The following is a 26,195-nucleotide window of genomic DNA, read 5'->3' as shown; positions in this document are numbered from 1 at the left end:
ACGCTGAACAGGGCTTTGAAACATGGCCGATACAAAACACGCGCCGCATGGGGGCTACAGTCCGGATATGGACGCCCGTACCCATGAGGCGACCTATCAGGGATTTGTCCAGTTCGCCGAGATCGGCACCGCCGTCGTCATCTGCCACGTGCTGGCGCTCGCGGTCGGCGGCATCAAGCACGCCTGGCTGACGGCGATTTTCGGTGTGATCCTCTCGCTCGTGGCGGGCGGCATCGGCGCGATGGCCCCGTCCGTTGGAGTTCGGGCTCCGGCAGCCGTCGGCGTCCTCCTCCTGCTGGCGCTTATTTTCTATTGAGCCGAGCGGGCGACCTTTTGACAGAGTGAGACAAGAGCTTGATTTCAAGCCGTTGACCAGATCGCAGGGGGGCTAAAATGCGGATCGCCGTTCTCTCCGAAACCGATGGAGCGGAGACTCGCGTTTCCGCCACCCCTGAAACCGTCAAGAAATATAAAAATCTCGGTGCCGACGTGATCGTCCAGGCCGGGGCGGGTGCCAAGGCCGGCGTCCCCGATGCGGAGTTCGAGGCGGCCGGCGCTTCCGTTGCCAAGACCGCCGAGGATGCCCTGAAGGATGCCGATATCATCCTGAAGGTCCGCCGCCCTGCAGAGGGCGAGCTCAAGGGTGCCAAGCCCGGCGCGCTGGTCATCGCCATCATGGATCCCTACGGCCAGGACGCGGCCCTCAAGGCCCTGGCAGAAGCACAGGTTTCCGCCTTCGCCATGGAGCTGATGCCCCGCATCACCCGCGCGCAGGTCATGGACGTTTTGTCCTCCCAGGCCAATCTCGCCGGCTACCGGGCCGTCATCGATGCCACGGCCGAGTACGGCCGGGCGCTGCCGATGATGATGACTGCAGCCGGCACGGTGCCTGCAGCCCGCATCTTCGTCATGGGCGCCGGCGTCGCCGGTCTGCAGGCCATCGCCACCGCCCGCCGCCTCGGCGCCGTGGTGACCGCCACCGACGTGCGGCCCGCCGCCAAGGAGCAGGTGGAGAGCCTGGGCGCCAAGTTCGTCGCCGTGGAGGACGAGGAGTTCAAGCAGGCGGAGACCGCCGGCGGCTACGCCAAGGAGATGTCGGCCGAGTACCGGGCCAAGCAGGCCGAACTGGTGGCCTCGCACATCGCCAAGCAGGACATCGTCATCACCACGGCTCTCATTCCAGGCCGGCCGGCGCCGAAGCTCGTCTCCCGCGCCATGGTCGAGTCCATGAAACCCGGCTCCGTGATCGTCGATCTGGCGGTGGAGCGCGGCGGCAATTGCGAGCTGGCCCAGCCGGGCCAGGTGGTGGAGCACAACGGCGTGAAGATCGTGGGCCACCTCAACGTGCCCGGCCGTCTCGCTGCCACGGCGTCCAGCCTCTACGCGAAGAACCTCTACGCCTTCGTCGAGACGCTGGTGGACAAGGAAACCAAGGCTCTGGCCGTGAAGTGGGACGACGAGCTGGTCAAGGCCACCTGCCTGACCCGTGACGGCGCCATCGTCCACACCGCCTTCCAGCCGACCGCTTAAACCGTCCAGGGGAGGACACCATGGCAACGCTCACGCCCGAACAGGCCGTCGAACAGGCCCGAGCGGCGGCAGAAGCCGCCCGCCGCTCGGCCGACGCGGCCCAGACCATCGCCGATCAGGTGGCCGACGCCGCAGGGGCCGCCGCCGCCGCGGTCACCCATGGAGCCGTCGATCCGACGGTGTTCCGCCTCGCCATCTTCGTGCTGGCGATCTTCGTCGGCTACTACGTGGTCTGGCAGGTCACCCCGGCGCTGCATACACCGCTCATGTCGGTCACCAACGCCATCTCCTCCGTGATCGTCGTCGGCGCGGTGCTGGCGGTGGGCGTCGACGTGGCTCCCGGTCTCGGCGAAGGCCCGATCTGGGCCCGGGCGCTCGGCTTCATCGGCCTCGTCCTCGCGGCCATCAACATCTTCGGCGGCTTCCTGGTGACCCAGCGCATGCTCGCCATGTACCGCAAGAAGGGGTGAGGCGATGTCGGCCAATCTAGCCTCGATCCTCTACCTCGTCTCCGGCGTCCTGTTCATCCTGGCCCTCCGGGGCCTGTCGCATCCCACCACCTCCCGGCAGGGCAACCTCTACGGCATGGTGGGCATGGGGATCGCCATCCTCACCACCCTGTTCGTGTCGCCGCCAAGCGGCTTCGGCGGCTGGACGCTGGTGATCCTCGGTCTCGCCATCGGCGGCGGCATCGGCGCGGTAATCGCCCGGCGCGTGCCGATGACGGCCATGCCGCAGCTGGTGGCTGCCTTCCACTCCCTGGTCGGTCTCGCCGCGGTTCTGGTGGCGGCGGGTGCGCTCTATGCGCCGCAGGCCTTCGGCATCGGTTCGGTCGGCACCATCCACGGCGGCTCGCTGTTCGAGATGGCGCTCGGCGTCGCCATCGGGGCCGTCACCTTCACGGGCTCCGTGATCGCGTTCCTGAAGCTTGACGGACGCATGTCCGGCAAGCCGATCCTGCTGCCGAGCCGGCACCTCATCAATATCGGCCTCGGCCTCCTGCTGCTGGTGCTGCTCGTCGCCTTCATCCGCACCGAGAGCCATGCAGCCTTCTGGCTGATCGTGCTGGTCTCCTTCGTGCTCGGCGTGACGCTCATCATCCCGATCGGCGGCGCCGACATGCCCGTAGTGGTGTCGATGCTCAACTCCTATTCGGGCTGGGCCGCGGCGGGCATCGGCTTCACGCTGGGCAATCTCGCGCTCATCATTACGGGCGCCCTGGTCGGCTCCTCGGGCGCGATCCTGTCCTACATCATGTGCAAGGGCATGAACCGCTCCTTCATCTCGGTGATCCTCGGCGGCTTCGGCGGCGAGACGGCGGCCGCAGCGGGCGGTGCGGTCGAGACCCGGCCCGTGAAGCAGGGCTCGGCGGACGACGCGGCCTTCATCATGAAGAACGCCGCCAAGGTCATCATCGTGCCCGGCTACGGCATGGCGGTCGCCCAGGCGCAGCACGCTCTGCGCGAGATGGCCGACGAGTTGAAGGCCGAAGGCGTCGAGGTCAAGTACGCCATCCATCCGGTAGCAGGCCGCATGCCCGGCCACATGAACGTGCTGCTGGCGGAAGCCAACGTACCCTACGACGAGGTGTTCGAGCTCGAGGACATCAACGGCGAGTTCGCGCAGGCCGACGTGGCCTTCGTCATCGGCGCCAACGATGTGACGAACCCGGCCGCCAAGACCGACCCGGCCTCGCCGATCTTCGGCATGCCGATCCTCGACGTGGAGCGCGCCAAGACCGTGCTGTTCATCAAGCGCGGCATGGGCTCCGGCTATGCGGGCGTCGAGAACGAGCTGTTCTTCCGCGACAACACCATGATGCTCTTCGGCGATGCCAAGAAGGTGGTCGACGAGATCCTGAAGAATCTCTGACCGAACGATCATGTGAACGCTTCATGCCCGGCCCGTGCCGGGCATTTTGTTTTTGCCCTCGTCATCACCGGCCTTGTGCCGGTGATCCCGATGGATTGAAGCATCGCGCTCTTCCGCATCGGGATGGCCGGGACAGGCCCGGCCATGGCGGTGGAGGGAACATGACGCAGGGCAAGAAATCTGCTTTAACGCGAGCCCCTGACGCGTTCTGCCCGGACCTCACTTCATGTCCTCCATCACCCTTCGCACCGCCCTTCCTGCCGACCGGGATGCCGTCATCGAGCTCATCCACCAGCTCAACGTCTTCGAGGCCGATCTCGTCGGCGACCGCCGCCGCGACTACGGGGCCGCGGCGGAATATTACGATGAGCTGATGCAGCGCCTGTCGCGGCGCAACGGCCGCATCGTCCTGGCTCAATCGGAAGGGATCACTGTCGGCGCCATGGGTTTTTCGCTCGATCAGGATGCCGCCTACGTGGCGGACAGCTTGCGCAATCACGGCACGGTGACCGACCTGATCGTGCACGACGACTGGCGCGGACGCGGCATCGGCCAGATCCTGCTGAAAGAGGCCGAGCGCCTGACGAAGGAAGCAGGGCTCAAGCGCCTCTTCATCGGCGTCCTGGTGGCCAATCAACGGGCCGAGCGCACCTATCGTGCCTTCGGCTTCGAGCCTTACGTGTCGATCCTGTCGAAGGAGCTGTGAGGATCGGGATAGGCCTCGCGCCACGTCATGAGCATCGTCAGCTTCGGCCAGCGGGCTGGCCAATTCTTGCCCAGGACCCGTTTGCGATAGACGTCCATCTTCCCTGCGAAAGGCGGCGTCGGCCGCACGATTAGGTTCAGGAGGTCGTCGATTCCATGGGGCGCCATCACCTCGACCCTGCCGCGATTCGAGCGTGCCGCGATGGCCGTTGCAGTCTCGGCCCAGTGGGCAACGGCATCGACGGTGTCGCGATAAGGCGCATCGCCGTTGCGGAGATGCATGCGCGCCTGATTCTTCACGGACCAGGCTATGCCTGGCGCATGCTCATGGAGCCGGTTCCGAAGGTCGCTTTCCCGTTCCCTTCGGGTGTCGCTCGAATCGAAGAAGATCACGTCCACGTCGTTGAGGCGTGAGACATCGATCGCACGCCCATGCAGCACGTCCCAGATGCTGTTGCGGATGAGGCCGGCCCCGATCCAGCAATCGGGAAGCCCGAGGCTCTCCACATGCGAAAGAAGCGCATGCAGGTCCGCATGCGCTTCGAGAAGATGCCTGATATCGGCGATGGTCCGTAGGGGAGGGGAGGAAGCCATGCTGCCTTCCTCCGAAAGCCTTACGAGCGGAACAGGCCTGCGACGCCGCCCTGGAGGCGGGATGAGCCCTGGCGGGCGACGCTGTTGCTGTTGTCGAGGGCGAGGGCGCGCGAATAGCTTTCGAGGGCCTGGCTGCGGTCGCCCTTGCGCTCGAGGGCGACGCCGCGCCACGCCCAGGAATTAGCGTCCTTGTTGTCGACGTTGAGGGCCGCGTTGAAGTCCTCGATGGCCTTGTCGTACTGGTTCGTCGCCACGAAGCTCTGGCCGCGGGCCGCGTAGGGAGCTCCGACGAAGGGGTTGCGGTCAATGGTGGCGTCGAAATCGAGGATGGCCTGCTGGTGCATGCCCTGGCGCTGGTAGAGCAGGCCGCGTGAATGGAGCGCCTCGGCGGATTCGGGCAGCAGGCGGGTCGCCATGTTCAAGTCGCTGAGGGCTTCCTGATACTGGTTCTGGGCGCGGTACAGATTGGCGCGGCCGATATAGGCCGGGCCGTAATTGGGATCGGCCTGGATCGCGCGGGTGAAGTCGGCAAGCGCCTGATCGTTGCGGTTCGTCTGTCGTAGGGCGAGGGCGCGGTTGGTATAGGCCGGCGCATAATTCGGATCGAGCTGCACCGCCTTCGTGAAATCGGACATGGCGCTGCTGTAATTCCCCACCCGGGCATAGGCCGCCCCGCGGGTGTTATAGGCGCTCGGGTCGTTCGGGTTGCGCTGGATCACGTCCGACAGGGATGAGATGTTGACGGTGCTCGTGCCCTGCGTGTCCTCTTCCACCACGGCGATGCGCTGGGTGGGGCCGCCGCCGGTGGTGCTGCAGGCGGCAAGGCCGAGGGCCACGAGGGTCAGGCTCAAGGGGGCCAAATGGCGAATCGATGGGGCGAACACCTTCGTCTCCAGCTAATTTACTCACGGTACCAGGAAGCGGCACTCTGGCGGGTAATCCTTAACAGCCGTGAAACAAGGCATCAAAAAGGCGCCGATGCAAGAGGTATTGCAACTGAGTTCGGTCGCAGGCAAGGAAGCGACACCTCAGACATGCAAACAGCGCCCCGCTTGACGCGATGGGCGCTGGTTCACAACCGATAGGCGAGGCCTTTTTCAAGGCCTGCTCGAAGAGCTTAGCGGGTCGGACGGGGCTTGGAAGGCAGCAGGCCTTCGCGCTGCATGCGCTTACGGATCAGCTTGCGAGCGCGGCGAACGGCCTCAGCCTTCTCGCGGGCCTTCTTCTCAGACGGCTTCTCGTAGTGCCCGCGAAGCTTCATTTCGCGGAAGATGCCCTCACGCTGCATCTTCTTCTTGAGAGCGCGGAGCGCCTGATCGACGTTGTTATCCCGGACAAGAACCTGCACGCGAATTCCTCGTGTTTGAACCGTTTCGATTGTGACAAAAAAACAATGAGGCGCGTCATGCGCACCTCTATCTGGTCGGCGTCGATATCAGAAGAAGCCTTGCCTGTCCAGGGTTGCTTCTTAAGAAAAGCGCCGGTCCAGAGGGACAACGGCCCCGGTTTCAAAAGGTTCAGGCCCGTTCCGGGAAAATCCGGGTCACATGTCCCATCTTGCGGCCCGCGCGGGCTTCCGTCTTGCCGTAGAGATGCAGATGCGCGCCCGGCTCGGCCAGGATCTCCTCCCAGGCATCGGCATCGTGCCCGATCAGGTTCGTCATCTCGACCCGACCGAGGCGGGCAGTCTCGCCCAGAGGCCAGCCGCAGACGGCTCTCACATGCTGCTCGAACTGCGAGGTCGCGGCGCCGCCCAGCGTCCAATGGCCGGAATTGTGCACCCGGGGGGCGATCTCGTTCACCACAAGGCGCTCGGAACCGTCCTCGGTGACGAGAAACAGCTCGACCGCGAGCACGCCTACGTAATCCAGGGCTTCGGCCATGGAACGGGCGATCCGGAAAGCCTGCTCCTCAGTCTGAGGGGACACGCCGGCCGGAACCCGGGTGGTGTCCAGAATGTGGTTGCGGTGCTCGTTGGCGCACAGATCGTAGGCCGCGAACGCGCCCGATGCCGTGCGGGCGGCCACCACGGAGACCTCCCGCTCGAAGGGTACGAAGCCCTCGAAGATGGAGGCCGCGCGCCCGATCTCCTCCCAGGCCGCGACGGGATCGGTCTCAGGACCGATCTTCACCTGCCCCTTGCCGTCATAGCCGAAGCGGCGGGTCTTGAGCACGGCGGGCCGGCCGATGCGCTCGACAGCCTCGGCCAGCTCGGCCTCGCTGGAGACGGGCGCGAAGGGCGCGACCGCAATGCCGAGGCCCGCAATGAAGCTCTTCTCGAGAAAGCGATCCTGCGACACGGCCAGGGCCTGCGCATTGGGGGCAAGAAGCGCATGAGCGCTCAAGATCGCGGCCGTTTCGCTCGGCACGTTCTCGAATTCATAGGTCACCGCATCCACGGCCTTGGCGAACCGGACCAGGTTCGCCTCGTCCTCGTAGGCCGCGATGGTGTATTCGGTCGCCACCTCGAACGCCGGGCTGTTTTCCTCCGGGGCGTAGATATGCGTCTTCAGGCCCAGCTGTGCCGCCGCCATGGCGATCATGCGGCCAAGCTGGCCGCCGCCGAGGATGCCGAGGGTGCAGCCGGGACGGATCATCGGATTCCTTAGCTCTCGTTGGAGGGGCGCTCGGCCACGCCTTCGCTCTGGCGCTTCCGCCAGGCATCGAGACGCTCGGCCAGATCCGGATCGTGCAGGGCCAGCACGGCGGCCGCGAGAAGAGCCGCATTCACGGCGCCCGCGCGGCCGATGGCGAGTGTTCCCACCGGGATGCCGGCGGGCATCTGGACGATGGAGAGCAGGCTGTCCTGGCCCGACAGAGCCTTGGATTCCACGGGAACGCCGAAGACGGGCAGGGGGGTCATGGCGGCCGCCATGCCGGGCAGGTGGGCGGCTCCACCAGCGCCCGCGATGATGACCTGAAAGCCCTCCGCCTTGGCGCCCTTGGCGAAGGCATAGAGCCGATCCGGGGTGCGATGGGCCGAGACGATGCGGGCATCATAGGCGATCCCGAGCGCATCGAGGGTCTCGGCGGCATTGCGCATGGTGGCCCAGTCGGACTGGCTGCCCATGATGATGGCAATGGGAGGATGCGCCATGGCGTGGCTCCGGCTTCAAGGCCTCAAGTCTTCAGCGGGAATAGCGAAGCCGTCCCGGGCAGGCAAGGCCGTTCCCGAGAAGGTGTTGGATTCTCACGCGATAATGTCGGGGGTGAGCTGATCCTCGAGCCGGATGATCTGGTCCTTCAGGGCGAGCTTGCGTTTCTTTAGGCGCTGGACCTGCAGCTGGTCCCCGGCAACCATGCTCTCAAGGGCGTCGATGGCCATGTCGAGATCGCGGTGTTCCTGCTTGAGACGGGCCAATTCCGCTTCCAGTTCAGCCAATTCGGTCATTGAAAATACCTAAGATGCCCAGGCCGCCTTACCGCTGGGCCAAGAGGGGCGGAAGTATGCTCTCGGGCCCTGTGGAGAGCAAGATAGCCGGAGCATCTTCTACTCTCGATTCTTCAAATTTCGCCTTCGACTCGCCACACTCTGTCTGCCACAATCGGCCTGTCAGTAGATCGAATAGGAGGAACTGACATGCCGCTGCAGAATCACCTGACGGAACTGGAACGCAAGCATCGCGCCCTCGAACGCGAAATCCAGGATACGCTCAACAGACCGTCGGCAGATGACATGAGGCTGGCAGAACTCAAGCGAAGGAAGCTTCAACTCAAGGATGAGATCGCAAGACTGAGAAGCTCCGAATCGGCGGTGCACTAGCCGCGCGGTTCCTCGAAATCCCCCACCTGAAGAAGCCGTCGCTTCATCCGAGAAGCGGCGGCTTTTTCATGTGTACGCTCAGAAAAGCGCACCGGCGCCGTCATAGATGAGCTTGATGCCGACAAGGACCAGCAGAACATAGACGGCCGTATAGAAACTCTGGCCCGAGACCCGCCGCACGAGCAGGACGCCGGCCCAGGTGGAGGCGATCGCCACCGGGAACAGAGCGCCCGCCGTGGCCATGTTTTCGAGGGTCATCTGGCCGAGCGCCAGATAGGGCGGCACCTTGATCCAGTTGATGAGCGCGAAGAGCACGGCTCCCGTGCCGACGAAGATGTCGCGCGGCAGGCGCTGGGGCATGACGTAGATCTGGAAAGGCGGCCCGCCCGCGTGGGCGACCATGCTGGTGAAGCCGGTCACCCAGCCCCAGAAGATGCCGCGCGGCAGGTCGGCCGGGGCAGGTTTCGGCTGCCGCCCGCCCCGCTCCACCACCAGGCGGCGAAGGGCGAAGGCCACCGATATGATCCCGACCGCCAGCTTGACCGCCGCGTCGGACACCTGGGCCGCCAGAAGATAGCCCGTCACGATGCCCGAGACAGCTCCGATCAGAAGGATGACCACGTTGCGCCGATCCCATGCATGCCGGTAGGCCCAGACCGACACCACGTCCTGGACGATGAGGATGGGCAGGGTGATGGCGGCGGCCTGCACGGGCGAGACCACCAGGGCCATCATGGGCAGCGAGAGCATGCCGAGCCCGGAGAAGCCGCCCTTGGCGAGTCCCAGCAGGATGACGGCCGGAATGGCGACGGCGTAGAAGAGAGGATCGGTAATCACGAAAGCACTCGCCGAAAGTCGACTCGCCGAAAGTCGCCCCTGACCACGGCTTGATGGCCTGCTACCACAGCAGGCGCTTGAAGTCTCATGCAGAGAACGCAACGGGGAGCGCCATGCCATCCGCCCAAAGCCGCTACCATGAGGTCTATGCCGGCTGGAAATCCGATCCGGTTGGGTTTTGGGAAAAGGCTGCCAGGGAGATCGACTGGATCAAGCCGGCCGAGACGGTGTTCGACAGCCAAGCCGGCATCTACGGCCGCTGGTTCGTCGGGGCACAGTGCAATACCTGCTACAACGCCGTCGACCGGCACGTCGCCGCTCGCGGCGATCAGGCGGCGATCATCTACGACAGCCCCGTCACCAACACCAAGCGCAGCATCACCTATGCCGAGCTGCAGGACGAGGTGGCGACGCTCGCCGCCGTGCTGCAGGACATGGGCGTCACGAAGGGCGACCGCGTCGTCATCTACATGCCGATGATCCCGGAGACGAGCTTCGCGATGCTGGCCTGCGCCCGCATCGGCGCGATTCACTCGGTGGTCTTCGGCGGCTTTGCCGCGAAGGAACTCGCGACCCGCATCGACGACGCCAAGCCGAAGATCGTCCTCTCCGCCTCCTGCGGCATCGAGGGGAGCCGCGTCATCCCCTACAAGCCGCTCCTGGACGAGGCGATCGCCCTGTCCAAGGCCAAGCCCGAAGCCTGTCTCCTGTTCCAGCGGCCGCAGCTCGCCTGCGCCCTTGCCGAGGGGCGTGACCGGGACTGGGCCAGCGCCGTCGCCACGGCGCGAGCCGAGGGCCGCAAAGCGGACTGCGTCCCGGTGGCGGCGACCGATCCGCTCTACGTCCTCTATACATCGGGCACAACCGGCATTCCGAAGGGTGTGGTGCGCGACAACGGCGGCCACATGGTCGCGCTCAAGTGGTCCATGGAGCATTTCTTCGGCGTGAAGCCGGGCGAGGTGTTCTGGGCCGCCTCCGACGTGGGCTGGGTGGTCGGCCATTCCTACATCGTCTACGGGCCGCTGCTTCACGGCTGCACGGCCATTCTCTACGAGGGCAAGCCGGTGGGCACGCCCGATGCGGGCGCCTATTGGCGAGTGATTGCCGACCATGGGGTCGTGACCCTCTTCACCGCGCCCACGGCCTTTCGCGCCATCAAGAAGGAGGATCCGAAGGCGGAGCTCCTGAAGACATACGATCTCTCCTCGTTCCGCGCCCTGTTCCTGGCCGGCGAGCGTGCCGATCCCGACACGGTGAAATGGGCCGAGGACATCCTGCGGGTGCCCGTCATCGATCATTGGTGGCAGACGGAGACCGGCTGGCCCGTGGCCGGCAACCCCCTCGGACTGGGCGCGCTTCCGGTCAAGCACGGCTCTCCGACGGTGCCGATGCCGGGCTATACCCTCGAGGTCTTGGACGAGGGGGGCAAGTCTGTCGCTCCCAACACCATGGGGGCCATCGTCATCAAGCTGCCGCTGCCGCCCGGCGCCCTGCCGACCCTGTGGCAAGCGGATGAACGCTTCCGGGAATCCTATCTCTCGGTCTATCCCGGCTATTACAACACCTCGGATGCGGGATACCTGGACGAAGACGGCTACATCTGGGTCATGGGCCGCACGGACGACATCATCAATGTGGCAGGCCATCGCCTCTCGACGGGCGGCATGGAGGAGGTCCTGGCCTCCCATCCGGCGGTGGCGGAATGCGCGGTGATCGGCGTGAAGGACGCGCTCAAGGGCGAGGTGCCCTGCGGCTTCGTGGTGCTCAAATCCGGCGTCGACCGGCCGCCGGAGGAGATCGAGGCGGATCTGGTGGCGCTGGTGCGCGAGAAGATCGGTCCCGTGGCCGCCTTCAAGCTCGCGATCACCGTCGCCCGCCTGCCCAAGACCCGTTCGGGCAAGATCCTGCGCGGCACCATGAAGAAGATCGCCGATGGCGATCCATGGTCGACGCCCGCGACCATCGACGATCCCATGATCCTGACCGAGATCGGGGAGGTGCTGCGGGCGAGGGGGCTTTCCGGTTGAGAGGGTTCGCGGATGTCAAAGCCGCCCGAGGATGAGCACGCGCGCTTCGAGGCCCTGTTGAGCCATGCTCTCGGAGACGATGACAAGGCTCTGGCCCATCGCGCCGCCAAGACTCTGCGCAGCACGGCGCGGCACGAGACCGTGGGGGCGAAGGCAAGCTTCGAGCGTAACCGCGAAAGACCGCCAAAGCCGCCCCGGCGGCAGCCCAAGCGTCAAGGATAAGAGCCGGAAAAGAAAGGCCCGGATCGCTCCGGGCCTTTGTGCGTGAGCCTTATTCCTCGTCCTCGTCGTCGCGCTTGAGCTGCTTGAGCTTGGCGAAGACCGAGTTGACGTCGATGTTCTCTTCCTGGACCGGCTTCGGGCGGCTCATGTCGGCGAAGGGGTCGACCCGCTCGGGGGCCGTTGAGATTTCCGCCGGTATCAGGGTGCCGCCGTGCTCCTGGGCCTCCACCTGCGGACGGTCCTTGGCGGCGCGCTGCACCTCGAAGTCGAGATCGATCTGCGAGCACAGGCCCAGCGTCACCGGGTCCATCGGCGTGAGGCTCGCCGAGTTCCAGTGGGTACGGTCGCGGACCTGCTGAATCGTGGTCTTGGTGGTGCCCACGAGGCGCATGATCTGCGCATCCTTGAGCTCCGGATGGTTGCGCACGAGCCAGAGGATCGCGTTCGGACGGTCGTGACGGCGGGAGACCGGGGTGTAGCGCGGTCCCTTCTTGACCCGCTTCTGCTCCGGCAGCTTCACCCGCGACTCGGCGAGCCGAAGGCGGTGGCTCGGGTTCTCTTGAGCCTTCTCGATCTCTTCACGGGTCAATTGACCCATGGTGATGGGATCCGAGCCCTTGATGCCGGCCGCGACTTCGCCATCGGCAATGCCCTTCACCTCGAGCGGGTGGAGCTTGCAGAAATCGGCGATCTGGTCGAACGACAGCGATGTATTCTCGACGAGCCAAACGGCTGTCGCCTTTGGCATCAGCGGTCCCTGAGACATGGATGTGAACCTCCTTCAGGCCGGGCGCCGGATGTTTCGGCGCCGCACGGCAAAACTCTCTCGCGCTCCGAACCGGTCCGGACCGGAGCATCTCGTCTCACGATGTGAGGGAAACGAGATGATTATAGGGATCGTGCCGGGATGTTGCAAATTTTAAAGGCAGGGGCAGCCCACTCGAGGAAATTCTTAGAAGAGCGGCAGCACCCGGACCTCGCCCGTCCTGAGCGGCGGCAACGGAAGCGGACCGGTTGAGAGGTCCAGGCCGACCGTGATGCCCCCGCCGCCATCCTGTACCCCTGCGACCATCAGGGAGCCCCCCTTCGCATAAGGGAGCACAATGACCTGGGGTGCCGATTTCAGCTGAACGGTCGTCGAGAAACCCCCGCTGGACACGGAAATCACATCGTTGTCCTGTGCGACATTGTCCCATACGACGATCCGGCCAAGGTTGTGGCGGCCCGCCAGAGCATCAGCGACGAGCTTCCGGCCCTCGGTTTCAGGAACAGGAATGGCTTTGGCGGCTTCTTCCTGGGCTGCCGGCGTGGAAAGGTCGACAGGCAGAAGATGCAGGGTGAGCCCCGATAGGCCTGCCTCGAGCCGGGCGGCCGTTTCAGCAGGAATTTCCGGCTGGGATCCCCCGGACGACGGGTTCTGATTCATCAAGGGAAGACCATAGGCTCCGCCGAGAAGAGCGGCTGCCGCCAGGAGCGTGAGCCACAGGCCGGGACGTGCCGTTGCCGGCTGCGCTTCCGGGGCCGGCAACGGCTCGGGAACAGGCTCTGTCTCGTCCCTCATGGGCGGGAACCTGATCGGGCGGGAAGGGCCGCTGCGAGCAATCGCTGGGCCCGTTCCTTCTCGGAAGGCGCCATCGCGCTTTCCAGGGCTGTGAGCTTCATCCGTGCCGAACCGACGCCATGGTGATTGGCGAGGCCGTAGAAAACGTAGGCCTGAACCGGATCCCGCGGCAATCCTTTGCCTTCCTCATACAGCTGCCCGAGCAGTTCCTGCGCCGGGCCGTCGTTCTTCAACGCCGCCTGACGCAGAAGGGATGCGCCGCGAACCGGATCGGGAGTCGTGCCCTCCTCGCCGAAGGCCAGGAACTTGCCCATGATTCGAAGAGCTTCAGGATTGTTCTCATCGACCGCGCGCTGCAGCCACATGAGCGCTTCCTTGAGATCCTTCTGGACGCCGTTCCCGCCGCGATACATGCCGTGCAGATTGCGCATGGCCGTGACCTCGCCGAGGGCTGCGGCTTCGCGATAGAATTGGTTCGCCTTGGCGTCGTCTCTCGTAAGGCCGCCGCGGCCCGTCCTGTAGAACACGCCCATCCAGTTCAACGAACGCGGGTGGCCGCTTGCCGCGAGTTTCTCGAAGATCGCTCTCGCCTTCTCGTCGTTGCGAAAGCCCAGATCTCCTTGGGCGTAGGTCACGGCCAGAAAATACCCCGCCGTCTGAGAGCCTGCCTGATAGGCGGTTTCGCGGAGAGCAACGGCCCGCATCTTGTCGACTGGGACACCGATCCCCTGCGTGTATTGGCTGCTCAGATAGTACATGGCCTCGGGATGCCCCAGATCCGCAGCCTTCTGGTATTCGCCCGCTGAGGCTGCAGACCCTTTTCCATCCTTGCGGACGAGGGCCACGCCGCGCAGGAAAGGCACGTTGGGATCCTGCGGATCACGGGTCTCGAGTTGCGACAGCGCCGCATCGAACTGCCGAGCGACGATGAGGTCTGCGATCTTCTCCAGAGCCGGTCGATCTTCCGCAGGCGAGAGATGAAGAAACGCCTTCAGGGCGCGGTTCCCGTCATCGATGGGGTGCGGCTCCCGCTTGGGAGCGGGCGCGACATTTGCAACTGCCGGCCGGGAGGCGGGCGTCTGCGGGGCCGTTGCGGGGCCAGGGGAGGACGATGAGTTCGAAGGCCCGGAGTTTGGCATGAATGAGCGCCAGTCCGGAAGCGCGGGCGGACTCAGGAAGAGCAATGTGACGCCGCCGAAGAAGGCAAAATCCAGGAAGCCGCGGAACGAATTGTCCGTTCGGTACAACCTGAGGAATAAGGTGCGAAAGCCTTCTTTGCTCATGATCGCAATTGTCGCTCCTGCGAGTCTCAAGCCGAGGCTGATGCCGAGTCTTTGGTTTGGTCAGATGCCTCGGGCGGATCGTAGACCACCTTGACCCGGTCCTTGTCCTTGATCAGGCGGATGAAGCGGGCGCCGGCGCCGCGTGCATCCAGCAAGCCATCGGTGATCTGGTGCTCGACCGCGCGTGCCACGTCCCGGACGCCTCCGTCCACCCGGTCGCCGAGCGCTTCGACGGCATCCACCAGAACCGCGACATCGATACCGCCCTCGGCGATCTTCAGATCGTACTGCGCGGCCAGACGCTCGATTTCGAGGGCGACCACGCGGGCGAGATCGAGGCCGCGCAGCGGATTGAAGATGAACACGTCGTCGATGCGCGAGAGAACCTCGGGGGCGAACTGCGCATCCTGCATGGTCGATTTGACCTGTTGGGTGAGTTCGGCCCGGTCACCCTTGTGATTTTGCGCGATCTCGCTGATGCGGCGCCCGGCTGCGTTGGTGGTGAGGATGAAAATGGCCTGCGACGTGGGAATGCGGGCTCCATCGCTGGCTTCCGTGACGAAGCCGTCGTTCCAGGCCGCGAGAAAGCGCTTGTGAACTTCCGGATGCGCTTTCTCGAATTCATCGAGCAAGACGATGCCGTTTGGCATGTCGCGCAGGGCTGCCGTGAGAGCGCCGTAGCTTTGCGACCCCACATACCCTTTGGGCGAGCCGAAGAGGCCTGACGCCGAGAATGCCTGGCCATATTGGCTCATGTCGAAGAAGTGCAGGTGGTTCTTGTCTTCGAACAACTCCTCGGCCAAGACCTTGGCGAGGTGGGTCTTGCCTGTGCCCGGTGCTCCGGCGAAGCAGAAGACCGCAATGGGGCGGTTGCGCCCCTGTGCGGCGAAACGGCGGCGCAACTGAATGGCGATCTGATCGACCGTTTCGTCCTGGCCGACGACCCGGGCTTTCACACGACGCGCCAGGTCTTCCGCGTCGATCGTCGTGAGCTTCTTCGCGCGGGCTTCGAAGGCGCGCTCGAGCGCACCCTTATCGGAGAGACGGCTGAGAACATCCATGATGACCCTCGGAAGATACTGCCCACGATAGAGAAACTGCCCAAGCGCCAGAACGCACGCTCCGAGGACAACGACCTTTGCGAGCAAAGGAGCCGTCTGGTGAAGCGTGACGATGAAGAGAACCGTGCCCAAGCGAATGAACCATGGGGACCACACCGTCGTCTTCCCTCGCGCGTACAGCCCATCGGGCACAACCTTCGGATAAACCCGTGTCCAATGTTAGGTTTCCTGAACAACCAGCACAATCTTTCCTATGTGCTCGCCCCTGTCCATGCGGGCATGGGCCTTGACCACGTCTTCGAAGGCGAAGCGTGAGTCCATCACCGGCCGGCACCGGCCTTGCGCCAGGAGCGGCCAGACCTTGCCTTCGAGAGCATTGGCAATCTCGGCCTTTTCCGCCGGCGAGCGCGGGCGCAGGGTCGACCCCGTATGGGTGAGCCGCTTGACCATCAGGCGGCGGAAGTCGACCTCGGCTTTGGGGCCCTGGAGGAAGGCGATCTGCACGATCCGGCCGTCCTGGGCCGCGGCCTCGTAGTTGCGGGGGATGTAGTCGCCGCCGACCATGTCGAGGATCACGTCCGCGCCCCGGCCGCCGGTGGCCTCCTTGACGGCCGTCACGAAGTCCTGACTCCGGTAATTGACCGCCACGTCGGCGCCGAGCCGCAGGCAGGCGTCGCATTTCTCGGGCGATCCGGCCGTGGCGATCACCATGGCGCCGAAGGCCTTGGCGAGCTGGATCGCCGTCGTGCCGATGCCGGAGGTGCCGCCGTGCACGAGGAGCGTCTCGCTGGGTTGCAGGCGCCCCCGGTCGAACACGTTGGTCCAGACGGTGAAGTAGGTTTCCGGGATGGCGCCGGCCTCCTCGAAGGACAGGCCGGCCGGGATGGGAAGAGCGTTGCTCTCATGGACGACCGCATAATCCGCATAGCCTCCGCCCGGCACGAGCGCCATGACCGGGGTGCCGGCGGCAAACCGCGCGGCGTTCGGGCCGGTGGCCGCCACCTCGCCCGCGACCTCGAGCCCGAGAATGTCCGGCGCGCCGGGAGGAGGGGGGTAGCCGCCCTGCCGCTGGATCACGTCGGGGCGGTTCACCCCCGCCACTTTCACCCTGATCAGGATTTCGCCGTCCTTCGGTGTGGGAACGGGGCGCTGGACCACCCTGAGAACGTCCGGCCCGCCGCTTCCTTCGGCAATGACGGCGCGCATCATGTCCGGGATCTGCCCCATTTTTCCCTCCTTTGGTCGACAAGTTCCCGGGATATAGGCTCCGTTGGCAGGGAATACATGCCGGAATACCGTTGACGACAACCGTTGAAGAGGAGAATGCCATGGCCCTCGATCCCTTCGCCGATGAACCGCGCCCGATCATGAGCGGGCACGAGATCGGCCAGGATCTCTCGATGCTGTCCATCGACGAGCTCGATGAACGCGTCGAGATGCTGGAACGGGAGATCGCCCGCCTCAAGGAGGCGAGGGCCCGAAAGGAAAACTCCCGCGCGGCCGCGAGCGCCTTCTTCAAGCTGGGCCAGGGATGAGGCCTGTGTAACGGGGAAACGTCCTTAACGGCCTGTTAACCATTCTCGGGTAGCCATGAGGGCGTCCGGGCTTCTCCCTGGATGCCGAGTGGCTTTTAAGCCCACTCTGTTCGACGCTTCCCTGTTAGACTTGAAGAGCCGCCTCGAGCGGCTCGATTTTTATGGGTTGCGCCTTAACCTTAAGAAGAGGTTACCGAGGCAAGTCCTTACGGACCGTCCTATACTCATCTCAACAGGTCAAAACCTCCGGCGTCTCAGGCGGAGGACAGGTTTTTGGGAGATGTGCGTGAACGAACCCGACGTGATCCAGCTCGACGTCGATCCTGTCCGGTTCGGGCAGAGCTTTGTGGGTTCCGAGGCCTTCAAGGCCCTCTTCCAGGAGGGCATGGAGCTCATTGAGGAGACCGCCGCCTATCTGGATGGTCCGGGCCGTGAGGAATCCCGCGGCCTGCCGCGCCAGGAAAGCCTCGTCTATGCCAGCGAGAGCATGCGGCTCACCACCCGCCTGATGCAGATCGCTTCCTGGCTGCTGCTGCAGCGGGCCGTGGCGGAAGGGGAGATCTCCTCCGATCAGGCGCAGCTGGAGAAGAACCGCGTCCGGCTGAATTCTCATGACACCCCCACGACCGTCGTCGAATACGAGGCGCTGCCCGCCCGTCTTCGGGAACTGATGGGCCTCGCGACCCGGCTCCACGCCCGCATCCTCCATCTCGAGCGGCTCATCTCGGAGGCGGGATCGGCCCCACTGCCCTCGACGCCCAATCCGGTCGCCACCCAGCTCGGGATGCTGCAGCGGGCTTTCGGAGCGACGGAATAGGCAAAGAAAAAGCCCCGCCGAAGCGGGGCTTTTCGCATTCTGGTCTGAAGTTACCGACGCGAGGGGCCGGATTACTTCTTGGCGCCCAGGCCCAGGCCGCCGAACTTCGAGTTGAAGCGCGACACGCGGCCGCCGCGGTCGAGCAGCTGCTGGGTACCGCCGGTCCAGGCCGGGTGGGTGTTCGGGTCGATGTCGAGGTTGAGGGTGTCGCCCTCTTTGCCGTAGGTCGAGCGGGTCGTGTACTCGGTGCCGTTGGTCATGACCACTTTGATGAAGTGGTAGTCGGGATGATCGGTTTCTTTGCGCGCCATTGCCATAGTCCTTCTTGCGGCCAGCCAATCTGGTCAGCCCGCAATGTTGAGATCGAGCCTGAATTGATGAATGCGCGCCTATACCTCACTTAAGACCTTGAAACAAGCCGGGGCAAAGGTGCTAAACCGCCCGGTGTCGCAATTCCGCAAAACGTAAGATTCCATGGCCGACGATTTTCAAGGGCAGAACCGCCCCAAGGCTGCGCTCAGCGCCCTGAAGCCGCTGATCCCCTATGGCCTGGCTTACAAGGGACGGATCGCGGCGGCGCTGGCTGCCCTCGCCATGGCGTCGGCGGCCACGCTCGTGGTGCCGATCGCGGTGCGCCGGGTCATCGATTTCGGCTTCTCCGACCAGGGCCGGGCCTATATCAGCGCCTATTTCGCCCTCCTGATCGTGGTGGTGGGCGTGCTCGCCCTAGCGAGCGCCCTTCGCTACTACCTCGTGATCACGCTCGGCGAGCGCGTGGTGGCGGATCTGCGCTCCGCCGTGTTCCGGCACCTGACTTCCCTCGATCCGGCCTTCTTCGACCAAACCAAGAGCGGCGAAATCGTTTCCAGGCTCACGGCCGACACCACCCAGGTCAAGGCGGCCTTCGGGGTCAGCATCTCGATCGCCCTGCGCAATCTCTTCCTCTTCCTGGGCGCGACCGTTCTCATGATCATCACGAGCCCGAAGCTGTCGGCGCTCGTGCTTCTCGCCATTCCGGTCATCGTCCTGCCCCTGGTCTTCTCCGGCCGCGCCGTGCGCCGGCGCTCGCGGGCGGCGCAGGATCGGCTGGCGGATGCCTCGGCCTATGCGGCGGAGGCGGTCGGCGCGGTGCGGACCATGCAGGCTTTCGGCATGGAAAGCGTCACCGCCGCCCGCTTCGCCGCCGCTGCGGAAGAAGCCTTCGATGCGGCAAGGCTCTCCACCACCATGCGGGCCTTCCTGACGGGCGCTGGCATCTTCCTGGTCTCGGCGAGCGTTGTCGGGGTGCTCTGGTACGGCGCACAGGATGTGCTGGCCGGGCAGATGACCGGCGGACGCCTGTCGCAATTCGTGCTCTACGCGGTCTTTGCCGCCAGTTCCCTGGGCCAGCTCTCGGAGGTCTACGGCGAACTCGCCCAGGCCGCCGGCGCGGCGGAGCGCTTGGGCGAAATCCTTGCGGCCAAGCCGGCCGTGGAACGGCCCCGGAACCCGAAGCCCTTGCCGGAGCCGCCGCTCGGCACGGTGGTGTTCGAGGATGTGCATTTTGCCTATCCGACCCGCGCCGACCAGCGCGCGGTCCACGGCTTGAGCTTCGCGGTGAGATCCGGCGAGCGGGTCGCCATCGTCGGCCCGTCGGGGGCCGGCAAGAGCACGATCCTGCAACTGCTGCTGCGCTTCTACGATCCGCAGAGCGGGACGATCCGGGTCGACGGGGTTGCGATCCAGGAGGCCGACCCATTTGCTCTGCGCGCCCGCATGGCCCTCGTGCCGCAGGAGCCGACGATCTTTGCGGCGTCCGTCCTCGACAACATCCGCTACGGCCGCTCGGAGGCGACCGAAGAGGAGGTGCGTCGTGCTGCCGAACTCGCCTCCGCCGACGGCTTCATCCAGGCTCTGCCGGAGGGCTATGGGACGATGATCGGCGAGCGCGGCGTGACCCTGTCGGGCGGCCAGCGCCAGCGCCTGGCCATCGCTCGCGCCATCCTGAAAGACGCTCCGATCCTGCTCCTCGACGAGGCGACCTCGGCCCTGGACGCGGAGAGCGAGCGCAAGGTCCAGGCTGCCCTCGACCGGCTGATGGAAGGCCGCACGACCCTGGTCATCGCCCACCGGCTGGCTACCGTGCGCTCCGCCGACCGCATCCTGGTCATGGACCAGGGCGTGATCGTGGAGGAGGGCACCCACGAGACGCTCCTCGCCCATGGCGGCCTTTATGCCCGCCTGGCCCGGCTCCAGTTCACGAGCGCGCAGGAGCAGCACGAGGCGGCCGAGTAGGAAACTGCCTCAAAAAGATGCATGTCGGCGGGCTGACTTCCCCTGTGCGCCTCCCATCTGATCTCAGGGAGTCGCGTCGGATCGAAGACAGCTTTTGGGACTGGCCGGGAGCTCAGCCATGGGCGTCAGCAGGAGACACCCTCAGGACTCGACCCGCATCAACATCCTTGAGCCGTGGGATCTCCAGTACTGGTCCGACCGCTGGAACGTCCCACGCCGGCAGGTGGTGGATGCCATCCGTCGCGTCGGCGATCATGTACAGGACGTCGCGCAGGCTCTGGGGAAGAGGTGAATGGAAAGCCATGCCGCTTGCCGCTCAGCCGGCTGTGGCGTGACAACGCGGGCGTGATAAACAGGGCCATGCCCGACCTGTATCCACCCCTGGAGCCTTACGATTCCGGCATGCTCGACGTGGGAGACGGGCATCGCGTCTATTGGGAGACCTGCGGCAATCCGGTCGGAAAGCCTGCCCTCGTTCTCCATGGCGGTCCCGGTTCCGGCTGCAGCATGAATGCGCGGCGCACCTTCGATCCGAAGACCTACCGCATCGTGCTGTTCGATCAGCGCGGCAGCGGGCGGAGCGTGCCGCATGCCAGCGCACCGACCATCGATCTCTCCACCAACACGACGGCCCATCTCCTGGCCGATATCGAGCGCCTGCGGCGGCACCTCGGGATCGAGCGCTGGCTGGTGCTCGGCGGGTCCTGGGGTTCGACCCTGGCGCTGGCCTATGCCGAGCGGCACCCTGAACGGGTGACCGAGATGGTGCTGTTCAGCATCGCCACCACCACGGCATGGGAGATCGAGTGGATCACCCGCGGGGTCGGCGCCTTCTTTCCCGAAGCGTGGGGCCGGCTTCAGGCTGGCGTCCCGGAGGCGGACCGGGAGGGGAGCCTCGTCGAGGCCTATCACCGCCTCCTCATGCATCCGGATCCTGCCGTTCACGGGAAAGCGGCCAGGGACTGGTGCGACTGGGAAATGGCCATCGTGGCGGTCCATCCCGGCCACAAGCCCCATCCCCGTTACGAGGATCCGGTCTTCCGCCTAGGCTTTGCGCGGCTCGTCACCCATTACTGGCGCCATCGAGCCTGGCTCGAGGAGGGCGCCCTGGTGCGTGATGCGCAACGCCTCGCTGGCATCCCCGGCATCCTGATCCATGGGCGCCTCGACATCGGCGGTCCGCTCGTCACTCCCTGGACTCTTCAGCGGCATTGGCCGGGCAGCGAACTCATCGTCGTCGGCGAGGCCGGGCACGATGCGCGCGATCCGGGCATGACGGAAACCATTGTCGCCGCAACCGATCGCTTCGCGTGACCTAGCGCTCCGTCAGCTTCAGCTCGATGCGCCGGTTGCGGGCAAAGGCCTCTTCCGTCGTGCCGTTGTCGAGCGGCTGGAACTCGCCGAAGCCGGCGGCGACGAGATGCTGGGGCTGGACGCCGCGAGTCACGAGAGCCTGCACCACCGCGATGGCGCGGGCGGAGGAGAGCGCCCAGTTCGACGGGAATTGCGGCGTATTGATGGGGCGCTGGTCGGTGTGGCCGTCCACCCGAATCACCCAGGGAATATCGGGAGGAACCTGGCGTTCGAGCTCGGTCAGGGCGCTGGCGATGCGGTCGATCTCGCCGGAAGCCTCCGGTCGCAGGAAGGCCTGACCGGCCGGGAAGAGCACCTCGGACTGGAACACGAAGCGGTCGCCGACGATGCGCACGTCGGGGCGGTTGCCGAGGATCTGCCGCAGGCGCCCGAAGAAGTCCGACCGGTAGCGGGCCAGCTCCTGCACCCTTTGGGCGAGAGCCACGTTGAGGCGGCTGCCGAGATCGGCAATGCGCGCCTGACTTTCCTTGTCCCGGTTCTCGGATGCGGACAGGGCCTCCTCAAGGGCGGCGAGCTGACGGCGCATGGCGGCGATCTGCTGGTTGAGGATCTCGACCTGGCTGAGCGCCCGTCCGGTGGCCTGGCGCTCGGTTTCGAGCTGGACGCCCAGCTCCTGCGCCTGAACCTGCGCGGCGCCTCCGCTGTCGAGCAGGCTCTGCAGGCGCGCCCGCTCGGCCTCGTTGGCACGCAGCGTGGTCTGCAGGGAGGTGACCGTATCCTCGATGGTCCGCCGGCTCGAGCGCTCAAGGGAGAGAAGGTCGGTGAGCTCGGAAATCTGGCGGTTCAGGCGGTCGAGCACCGTATCGCGGCCCGACAGCTCTCGGGACAGGAAGAACTGGCCGACTGTGAAGACCGAGATCAGGAAGATGATGGCGAGCAGCAGCGTCGACAGGGCGTCCACGAAGCCCGGCCAGTAATTGATCTGGCTTCCGCGTCCCCGCCGTCGTCCTCCTGCGCTCGAGACCGGCATCAGGGCAGCCTTTCACGGGAAAGACGGTCGAGCACCTGCTTCAGCTCCTTCTCCCGGGCGGCCTGGGCCTCGACCCAGTCGCGGATCATCTGCTGCTCCGCCCGCATATGCTGCACGAGGCCCTGGACGCCTTCGGCCAGATTGGCCATGGCCTGGGTCGCCGCCCGACCGCCTGCGCCGTCGTTGACCGCGGCCGTGAGCCTGTTCAGCGCCACCGTCAGATCGTGGGAGGTCGCACCGGACCGCAGGGACGTGTCGGCGGGCGTGTCCAGGGTGGAGATGGCCAGCCAATCCTCCAGCTCCGTGTAGAAGCGGCTCTGGGCCTGGCCCGCCTGAAGGTCGAGGAAGCCGACGACCAGAGAGCCCGCCAGGCCGAACAGGGAAGCCGAGAAGGACAGGCCCATGCCCTGCAGGGGACCTGCGAGGGAGTTCTTCAGTTCGTCGAAGAGAACGGCGGTATCCTGGCCGGTGCGGAGCGAGGAGATGATGCGTCCCACCGAACCGACGGTATCGATCAGGCCCCAGAAGGTGCCGAGCAGGCCCAAGAAGACCAGCAGACCGGCGAGGTAGCGCACGATCTCACGGCTCTCGTCGAGGCGTGCGCCGATGGAATCGAGGACGGAGCGGGTCGCCGCGACGGAGAAGCCGGATTGGCCGGGCCGGTTGCCGAGAAGAGCCGACAGAGGCGCCAGCAGGACCGGCGGGGAGGGGGCGACCAGCCCTTCTTCGGTTTGCCGCAGGGTGTTGACCCAGCGCACCTCCGGAAAGAGCCGCCAGACCTGCCGGATCGCCAGCACGATGCCGATGAACATGACGCCCAGGATCAGCGCGTTGAGACCGGGATTGGCCTGGAAGGCCTCCCAGATCTGCCGATAGAGGATGAAGGCGACGAACCCCGCCAGAACCAGGAAGACCGCCATGCGGATCAGATAGATCCGCGGTGGGGTAAGGGGTTGGTCCGCCATCGTTATCCTGTGCATTCGTGCTTCGGGACTGCTCTAGAGCCTCGGACCCAAAAGTGGATTCCACTTTCGGGATCAATCCGATGCTCCTTCCCTTAAGCGGCGCATCGTTCCCTGCGGAAAACCGGGGCCACTTTTCCGCACGATGCGCTAATGTGACCGCGCCTGTCCGAAGGATCAAGCGCGACCATGGCGGTCTTCGACCGGCACGAACAGAAATATCACGGACGGGAAGGCTAGCCTTTGGCTTTTTTCAGGAGCTTGAGCAGGTCGCGGTGCATGGCCTCGTTCCCGCAGGCGATCGAGCCCTTGGCGATCGGATCGCTGCCGCCATCCGCGTCGGACACGAAGCCGCCCGCCTCCCGAACCATCAGGATGCCGGCCGCCATGTCCCAGGAATTGAGGCCGCGCTCCCAATAGGCATCGAAGCGTCCGCAGGCCACATAGGCGAGATCGAGGGAGGCGGCGCCCCAGCGGCGCATCCCGCCCACATAGCCCATCACGGCGGCGGTCTCGCGCAGGAAGAGGCCGTGATCGCCGCGGCCGATATGGGGCAGGCCGCAGGCCACCACCGCATCGGCGAGGTCGCCGCGGGCCGCCACACGGATGCGGCGGTTGTTGAGATAGGCGCCCTTGCCGCGCTCGGCGATGAAGAGTTCATCCTTGGCCGGGTCGTAGATGACGCCGGCAACGATCTGGCCGTCCCTCTCCAGGCCGACGGAGATCGCGAATTGCGGCAGGCCGTGCAGGAAGTTCGTGGTGCCGTCGAGGGGGTCGATATGCCAGCGATGGCTCGGATCCGTGCCCTGGACGATGCCTTCCTCCTCCATAACGAAGCCGTAGCCAGGACGCGCCTTCTCGAGCGCCTCGCGCAGGATCTTCTCCGCCTTGCGGTCGGCGGCCGAGACGAAGTCGCCCGGGCCCTTGCGGGAGACCTGCAGGTTCTCGACCTCGCCGAAATCGCGCTTGAGCGAGCGCGAAGCCTTCATCACGGCATCGGTCATGACGGTCATGAGGGGAGAGCGGATCATCGGGCAGGTCCTGGCAAAGAGCAAATTATCAAACAGAAGTGTGGTCGATGGACCACGGGGCGATTGGCGTCAAGCGGGGTCAACCGGGCTGAGACGCAATTGATCCAGTGCCTACGGCATTTCATGAGCTCAGCGCATGCCGAGGCGTTCGGCGGCCAGTTTCTCGGCGCGCTTGCGGTCCTCGGCGTTCATGTCCTTGAGCGCGTCGTCGAGCCAGGGATCGGCAAGGCCCTGGGCGGCGGCCAGAATGTGCCAGGCCGCGGCATCGACCTTGTTGGCGGGCACCCCGCGCCCGGCGACGAGGAGACGGGCCAAACGGTTCTGCGCGATGGCGTTGCCCTTGGCGGCGGCGCGGCGGAAATAGCGCGCCGCCTGGGATTCGCTGGCCGGGACCCCGTCCCCGTTGAAGAGCAGGATCGCGTATTCCACCTCGCCGACCGAGCTGCCGTTGCGGGCGGCGCGCTCAAACAGGCGCGCGGCCTCCCCGGGGTTGCGCCCTACGCCACGGCCCTTGAGGTAAAGCACGCCGAGGGCATGCTGCGCGTCGGGGATCTCCGCGGCGGCCGCCTTCTTCAACAGCTCGACGGCCTTCTGCAGGTCCGCATCGTTGCCGCTGGTGAGCAGGAGCAGGGCGAGATTGTGGGACGCCAGAGGACTGCCCTTGGCGGCGGCCTGTTCGAGCCAGGCGCGACCCTGTGCGGCGTTCTTGGCCATGCCGCGCCCGTCGAGGGCCATGAGGCCGAGGGAGGCGAGGGCATTGGCATCGCCGCGCTGGGCCGCGAGGCGGTACCATTCGGAGGCCTTCTTGGGGTCCATGGCGACGCCGAGGCCCTGGTTGTAAAGCTCGCCCAGGAGGGTCATGGCAGCGACATCGTTGCTGTTCTTCTCCAGCCGCAGGGTCGCCTCGCGGAAAGCTGTCTGATACAGGCCGCGCTGATAGGCGCCGTAGGCGAGATCAGGCTGCGCCGCATGGCTCAGCGTTGCGGAGGCCGCCAGAAGAGCGGCGCCGATGATCCAGGACAACCGCATCAGCGCGATGCCTCCTTCCGCTGCAAGATCTCCGCCGCTGCTTTCACGGCAGCTGCGGGACCGTCCGGATGGGTCCAGACCGCATCGCCCAGGGCGACGAACTCCGCATGCGTGGCCGCCAGGGCCTCGACCGTATCGAGGCTCGGGGCATAGGCCACGCAGGGCGTCTCGAAGATCTCGGCCCACCAGGACGCCCGCTCCACCACGCTGTCCAGAGACGGGAGCGAGCCGTCGGGACGCGGCTCGCCGAAGAGCAGGTAATCGGCCCCGGCCTCGCCCAAGGTCATGGCGTCATCCTTGGTGCGGATCGCCCCGACCCCGATGGCGCGTTCGGATTTCAGCCTGTCGCGCAGTTCGCGCAGGAGGACGGGATCGCCCGGAACGTGAATGCCGTCGGCGCCTCCCCGGGCCGCGATCGTGGCGAGATCCGCCTTGCCCTCGGCCGAGACGATCACGGCCGCTCCGTGCTCCTGCGCCGCAGGGGCAAGCGCCTTCACCTGGTTGATCAGGCCCCGCTCGTCGGCGGAAGCGAGCCGCAGCAGAACGGCCGCGACAGTGCCGATCGCGCAGGCCTCGGCGAGGCGCGGCGCGAAGCTGGCATCCTCCAGGACGGGGGTGATGAGGTAGAGGCGGGCAGCGGTATCGGCCATGGAGCTTTGAGGTCACCAAAAAGAACAGACGCGTTTCCATAACGAAAACGGGGCCGTCTTGCGAGGCCCCGCTTGTCGATCATGATTAAGGCGAAAAG

At 65.6% G+C, this 26,195-nt stretch carries 31 protein-coding genes; 13 read left to right on the top strand and 18 right to left on the bottom strand.

What is annotated here, in order from left to right:
* The first annotated feature begins 22 nt into the window (after positions 1-22).
* The 5 genes from VB672_RS16130 to VB672_RS16110 all read left to right on the top strand — a co-directional run bounded on the left by VB672_RS16130 (position 23) and on the right by VB672_RS16110 (position 4,108).
* The gene (locus VB672_RS16130; RefSeq protein ID WP_329785222.1) at positions 23-316 is read left to right on the top strand and encodes an aa3-type cytochrome c oxidase subunit IV; all 294 of its coding nucleotides are present in this window, start codon (positions 23-25) and stop codon (positions 314-316) included.
* 77 nt (positions 317-393) lie between these two features.
* A complete protein-coding gene (locus tag VB672_RS16125; protein WP_329785221.1) occupies positions 394-1,530 on the top strand; it encodes a Re/Si-specific NAD(P)(+) transhydrogenase subunit alpha in 1,137 nt (378 codons plus the stop codon).
* Positions 1,531-1,550: 20 nt separating this feature from the next.
* Positions 1,551-2,000, top strand: coding sequence for a proton-translocating transhydrogenase family protein (locus VB672_RS16120; protein WP_329785220.1), 450 nt, complete (start codon positions 1,551-1,553; stop codon positions 1,998-2,000).
* A gap of 4 nt (positions 2,001-2,004) precedes the next feature.
* Entirely contained in the window at positions 2,005-3,402 is a 1,398-nt protein-coding gene (locus VB672_RS16115) for an NAD(P)(+) transhydrogenase (Re/Si-specific) subunit beta (protein WP_329785219.1), read from the top strand.
* Positions 3,403-3,628: 226 nt separating this feature from the next.
* Positions 3,629-4,108 carry a GNAT family N-acetyltransferase gene (locus VB672_RS16110; RefSeq protein WP_329785218.1) on the top strand — a complete coding sequence of 160 codons (480 nt, stop codon included), beginning with the start codon at positions 3,629-3,631 and terminating at the stop codon, positions 4,106-4,108.
* On the opposite strand, the gene VB672_RS16105 is transcribed toward VB672_RS16110, so the two are convergent.
* The 6 genes from VB672_RS16105 to VB672_RS16080 all read right to left on the bottom strand — a co-directional run bounded on the left by VB672_RS16105 (position 4,078) and on the right by VB672_RS16080 (position 8,092).
* Positions 4,078-4,701, bottom strand: coding sequence for a nucleotidyltransferase family protein (locus tag VB672_RS16105; RefSeq protein WP_329785217.1), 624 nt, complete (start codon positions 4,699-4,701; stop codon positions 4,078-4,080). The two genes, VB672_RS16110 and VB672_RS16105, sit on opposite strands and share 31 nt — an antisense overlap.
* Before the next feature lie 20 nt (positions 4,702-4,721).
* On the bottom strand, positions 4,722-5,585 hold the full coding sequence (locus VB672_RS16100; protein ID WP_442932072.1) for a tetratricopeptide repeat protein: 864 nt from the start codon (positions 5,583-5,585) through the stop codon (positions 4,722-4,724).
* Between the two features lie 233 nt (positions 5,586-5,818).
* Positions 5,819-6,049, bottom strand: coding sequence for a 30S ribosomal protein S21 (gene rpsU, locus VB672_RS16095; protein ID WP_009763401.1), 231 nt, complete (start codon positions 6,047-6,049; stop codon positions 5,819-5,821).
* Positions 6,050-6,218: 169 nt separating this feature from the next.
* Entirely contained in the window at positions 6,219-7,298 is a 1,080-nt protein-coding gene (locus VB672_RS16090; protein ID WP_329785216.1) for a 5-(carboxyamino)imidazole ribonucleotide synthase, read from the bottom strand.
* 8 nt (positions 7,299-7,306) lie between these two features.
* On the bottom strand, positions 7,307-7,798 hold the full coding sequence (purE, locus tag VB672_RS16085) for a 5-(carboxyamino)imidazole ribonucleotide mutase (protein WP_329785215.1): 492 nt from the start codon (positions 7,796-7,798) through the stop codon (positions 7,307-7,309).
* Between the two features lie 93 nt (positions 7,799-7,891).
* Positions 7,892-8,092, bottom strand: a complete 201-nt coding sequence (locus VB672_RS16080) for a YdcH family protein (RefSeq protein ID WP_036361827.1) — start codon at positions 8,090-8,092, stop codon at positions 7,892-7,894.
* Positions 8,093-8,281: 189 nt separating this feature from the next.
* Here VB672_RS16080 and VB672_RS16075 point away from each other — a divergent pair, with 189 nt between their 5' ends.
* Positions 8,282-8,464: a YdcH family protein gene (locus VB672_RS16075; protein WP_329785213.1), complete on the top strand. Its 183-nt coding sequence runs from the start codon at positions 8,282-8,284 to the stop codon at positions 8,462-8,464.
* A 78-nt stretch (positions 8,465-8,542) separates the two neighbouring features.
* Here VB672_RS16075 and VB672_RS16070 read toward each other — a convergent pair whose 3' ends face one another.
* Positions 8,543-9,301 carry a sulfite exporter TauE/SafE family protein gene (locus tag VB672_RS16070; RefSeq protein WP_329785212.1) on the bottom strand — a complete coding sequence of 253 codons (759 nt, stop codon included), beginning with the start codon at positions 9,299-9,301 and terminating at the stop codon, positions 8,543-8,545.
* Positions 9,302-9,414: 113 nt separating this feature from the next.
* Between VB672_RS16070 and VB672_RS16065 the strand changes: the two genes are divergently transcribed.
* Complete coding sequence (locus VB672_RS16065; RefSeq protein WP_329785211.1) at positions 9,415-11,328, top strand: propionyl-CoA synthetase; 1,914 nt, start codon at positions 9,415-9,417, stop codon at positions 11,326-11,328.
* 12 nt (positions 11,329-11,340) lie between these two features.
* Positions 11,341-11,550: a hypothetical protein gene (locus VB672_RS16060; protein WP_329785210.1), complete on the top strand. Its 210-nt coding sequence runs from the start codon at positions 11,341-11,343 to the stop codon at positions 11,548-11,550.
* 49 nt (positions 11,551-11,599) lie between these two features.
* Here the strand turns inward: VB672_RS16060 and VB672_RS16055 are convergent, their stop codons facing one another.
* The 5 genes from VB672_RS16055 to VB672_RS16035 form a co-directional block, all read right to left on the bottom strand.
* Positions 11,600-12,316, bottom strand: a complete 717-nt coding sequence (locus VB672_RS16055) for a DUF1013 domain-containing protein (RefSeq protein WP_329785209.1) — start codon at positions 12,314-12,316, stop codon at positions 11,600-11,602.
* Between the two features lie 186 nt (positions 12,317-12,502).
* A complete protein-coding gene (locus VB672_RS16050; protein ID WP_329785208.1) occupies positions 12,503-13,111 on the bottom strand; it encodes a hypothetical protein in 609 nt (202 codons plus the stop codon).
* Positions 13,108-14,250 carry an SEL1-like repeat protein gene (locus VB672_RS16045; RefSeq protein ID WP_329785207.1) on the bottom strand — a complete coding sequence of 381 codons (1,143 nt, stop codon included), beginning with the start codon at positions 14,248-14,250 and terminating at the stop codon, positions 13,108-13,110. Before VB672_RS16045 ends, VB672_RS16050 begins: the two co-directional genes overlap by 4 nt.
* Before the next feature lie 170 nt (positions 14,251-14,420).
* Positions 14,421-15,455: an AAA family ATPase gene (locus tag VB672_RS16040; RefSeq protein WP_329785206.1), complete on the bottom strand. Its 1,035-nt coding sequence runs from the start codon at positions 15,453-15,455 to the stop codon at positions 14,421-14,423.
* A gap of 219 nt (positions 15,456-15,674) precedes the next feature.
* Positions 15,675-16,682: an NAD(P)H-quinone oxidoreductase gene (locus tag VB672_RS16035; RefSeq protein ID WP_329785205.1), complete on the bottom strand. Its 1,008-nt coding sequence runs from the start codon at positions 16,680-16,682 to the stop codon at positions 15,675-15,677.
* 101 nt (positions 16,683-16,783) lie between these two features.
* Between VB672_RS16035 and VB672_RS16030 the strand changes: the two genes are divergently transcribed.
* Positions 16,784-16,990 carry a DUF1192 domain-containing protein gene (locus VB672_RS16030; RefSeq protein WP_329785204.1) on the top strand — a complete coding sequence of 69 codons (207 nt, stop codon included), beginning with the start codon at positions 16,784-16,786 and terminating at the stop codon, positions 16,988-16,990.
* A gap of 286 nt (positions 16,991-17,276) precedes the next feature.
* On the top strand, positions 17,277-17,807 hold the full coding sequence (gene rcdA / locus VB672_RS16025) for a protease adaptor protein RcdA (protein ID WP_329785203.1): 531 nt from the start codon (positions 17,277-17,279) through the stop codon (positions 17,805-17,807).
* A 71-nt stretch (positions 17,808-17,878) separates the two neighbouring features.
* Here rcdA and rpmE read toward each other — a convergent pair whose 3' ends face one another.
* Complete coding sequence (gene rpmE, locus VB672_RS16020) at positions 17,879-18,118, bottom strand: 50S ribosomal protein L31 (protein WP_009763414.1); 240 nt, start codon at positions 18,116-18,118, stop codon at positions 17,879-17,881.
* Positions 18,119-18,281: 163 nt separating this feature from the next.
* Here rpmE and VB672_RS16015 point away from each other — a divergent pair, with 163 nt between their 5' ends.
* The 3 genes from VB672_RS16015 (at position 18,282) to pip (ending at position 21,395) form a co-directional block, all read left to right on the top strand.
* Positions 18,282-20,081 carry an ABC transporter transmembrane domain-containing protein gene (locus VB672_RS16015; protein ID WP_329785202.1) on the top strand — a complete coding sequence of 600 codons (1,800 nt, stop codon included), beginning with the start codon at positions 18,282-18,284 and terminating at the stop codon, positions 20,079-20,081.
* Between the two features lie 118 nt (positions 20,082-20,199).
* A complete protein-coding gene (locus VB672_RS16010) occupies positions 20,200-20,373 on the top strand; it encodes a DUF3606 domain-containing protein (RefSeq protein WP_329785201.1) in 174 nt (57 codons plus the stop codon).
* Between the two features lie 68 nt (positions 20,374-20,441).
* Positions 20,442-21,395, top strand: a complete 954-nt coding sequence (pip, locus tag VB672_RS16005; RefSeq protein ID WP_329785200.1) for a prolyl aminopeptidase — start codon at positions 20,442-20,444, stop codon at positions 21,393-21,395.
* 1 nt (position 21,396) lies between these two features.
* Here the strand turns inward: pip and VB672_RS16000 are convergent, their stop codons facing one another.
* From VB672_RS16000 to VB672_RS15980, 5 genes are all read right to left on the bottom strand, one after another.
* Entirely contained in the window at positions 21,397-22,425 is a 1,029-nt protein-coding gene (locus VB672_RS16000) for a peptidoglycan -binding protein (RefSeq protein WP_329785199.1), read from the bottom strand.
* Positions 22,425-23,390 (bottom strand): flagellar motor protein MotA, encoded by a 966-nt coding sequence (locus VB672_RS15995; RefSeq protein ID WP_329785198.1) that lies wholly within the window; start codon positions 23,388-23,390, stop codon positions 22,425-22,427. Before VB672_RS15995 ends, VB672_RS16000 begins: the two co-directional genes overlap by 1 nt.
* Before the next feature lie 233 nt (positions 23,391-23,623).
* Positions 23,624-24,418, bottom strand: a complete 795-nt coding sequence (locus VB672_RS15990; RefSeq protein ID WP_329785197.1) for an inositol monophosphatase family protein — start codon at positions 24,416-24,418, stop codon at positions 23,624-23,626.
* 129 nt (positions 24,419-24,547) lie between these two features.
* Complete coding sequence (locus VB672_RS15985) at positions 24,548-25,447, bottom strand: tetratricopeptide repeat protein (protein ID WP_329785196.1); 900 nt, start codon at positions 25,445-25,447, stop codon at positions 24,548-24,550.
* Complete coding sequence (locus VB672_RS15980; RefSeq protein ID WP_329785195.1) at positions 25,447-26,097, bottom strand: thiamine phosphate synthase; 651 nt, start codon at positions 26,095-26,097, stop codon at positions 25,447-25,449. The genes VB672_RS15985 and VB672_RS15980 overlap by 1 nt, the downstream gene beginning before the upstream one ends.
* Between the last annotated feature and the right edge of the window lie 98 nt (positions 26,098-26,195).

The sequence above is a fragment of the Microvirga sp. CF3016 genome (assembly GCF_036314085.1).
Classification (GTDB): domain Bacteria; phylum Pseudomonadota; class Alphaproteobacteria; order Rhizobiales; family Beijerinckiaceae; genus Microvirga.
The sequence above is the reverse complement of the archived record's forward strand: the minus strand, read 5'-3'. Positions and strand labels throughout refer to the sequence as shown.

Coding starts and splice junctions, on each gene's coding strand:
- purE (WP_329785215.1), bottom strand. CDS start 7,798: ATGGCGCATCCTCCCATTGCCATCATCATGGGCAGCCAGTCCGACTGG.
- VB672_RS16065 (WP_329785211.1), top strand. CDS start 9,415: ATGCCATCCGCCCAAAGCCGCTACCATGAGGTCTATGCCGGCTGGAAA.
- VB672_RS16045 (WP_329785207.1), bottom strand. CDS start 14,250: ATGCCAAACTCCGGGCCTTCGAACTCATCGTCCTCCCCTGGCCCCGCA.
- VB672_RS16080 (WP_036361827.1), bottom strand. CDS start 8,092: ATGACCGAATTGGCTGAACTGGAAGCGGAATTGGCCCGTCTCAAGCAG.
- VB672_RS16110 (WP_329785218.1), top strand. CDS start 3,629: ATGTCCTCCATCACCCTTCGCACCGCCCTTCCTGCCGACCGGGATGCC.
- VB672_RS16105 (WP_329785217.1), bottom strand. CDS start 4,701: ATGGCTTCCTCCCCTCCCCTACGGACCATCGCCGATATCAGGCATCTT.
- VB672_RS16040 (WP_329785206.1), bottom strand. CDS start 15,455: ATGGATGTTCTCAGCCGTCTCTCCGATAAGGGTGCGCTCGAGCGCGCC.
- VB672_RS16060 (WP_329785210.1), top strand. CDS start 11,341: ATGTCAAAGCCGCCCGAGGATGAGCACGCGCGCTTCGAGGCCCTGTTG.
- VB672_RS16035 (WP_329785205.1), bottom strand. CDS start 16,682: ATGGGGCAGATCCCGGACATGATGCGCGCCGTCATTGCCGAAGGAAGC.
- VB672_RS15985 (WP_329785196.1), bottom strand. CDS start 25,447: ATGCGGTTGTCCTGGATCATCGGCGCCGCTCTTCTGGCGGCCTCCGCA.
- VB672_RS16030 (WP_329785204.1), top strand. CDS start 16,784: ATGGCCCTCGATCCCTTCGCCGATGAACCGCGCCCGATCATGAGCGGG.
- VB672_RS15995 (WP_329785198.1), bottom strand. CDS start 23,390: ATGGCGGACCAACCCCTTACCCCACCGCGGATCTATCTGATCCGCATG.
- VB672_RS16055 (WP_329785209.1), bottom strand. CDS start 12,316: ATGTCTCAGGGACCGCTGATGCCAAAGGCGACAGCCGTTTGGCTCGTC.
- VB672_RS16015 (WP_329785202.1), top strand. CDS start 18,282: ATGGCCGACGATTTTCAAGGGCAGAACCGCCCCAAGGCTGCGCTCAGC.
- VB672_RS16125 (WP_329785221.1), top strand. CDS start 394: ATGCGGATCGCCGTTCTCTCCGAAACCGATGGAGCGGAGACTCGCGTT.
- VB672_RS15980 (WP_329785195.1), bottom strand. CDS start 26,097: ATGGCCGATACCGCTGCCCGCCTCTACCTCATCACCCCCGTCCTGGAG.
- VB672_RS16120 (WP_329785220.1), top strand. CDS start 1,551: ATGGCAACGCTCACGCCCGAACAGGCCGTCGAACAGGCCCGAGCGGCG.
- VB672_RS16000 (WP_329785199.1), bottom strand. CDS start 22,425: ATGCCGGTCTCGAGCGCAGGAGGACGACGGCGGGGACGCGGAAGCCAG.
- VB672_RS16050 (WP_329785208.1), bottom strand. CDS start 13,111: ATGAGGGACGAGACAGAGCCTGTTCCCGAGCCGTTGCCGGCCCCGGAA.
- VB672_RS16010 (WP_329785201.1), top strand. CDS start 20,200: ATGGGCGTCAGCAGGAGACACCCTCAGGACTCGACCCGCATCAACATC.
- rpmE (WP_009763414.1), bottom strand. CDS start 18,118: ATGGCGCGCAAAGAAACCGATCATCCCGACTACCACTTCATCAAAGTG.
- VB672_RS16090 (WP_329785216.1), bottom strand. CDS start 7,298: ATGATCCGTCCCGGCTGCACCCTCGGCATCCTCGGCGGCGGCCAGCTT.
- VB672_RS16115 (WP_329785219.1), top strand. CDS start 2,005: ATGTCGGCCAATCTAGCCTCGATCCTCTACCTCGTCTCCGGCGTCCTG.
- VB672_RS15990 (WP_329785197.1), bottom strand. CDS start 24,418: ATGATCCGCTCTCCCCTCATGACCGTCATGACCGATGCCGTGATGAAG.
- VB672_RS16075 (WP_329785213.1), top strand. CDS start 8,282: ATGCCGCTGCAGAATCACCTGACGGAACTGGAACGCAAGCATCGCGCC.
- VB672_RS16130 (WP_329785222.1), top strand. CDS start 23: ATGGCCGATACAAAACACGCGCCGCATGGGGGCTACAGTCCGGATATG.
- pip (WP_329785200.1), top strand. CDS start 20,442: ATGCCCGACCTGTATCCACCCCTGGAGCCTTACGATTCCGGCATGCTC.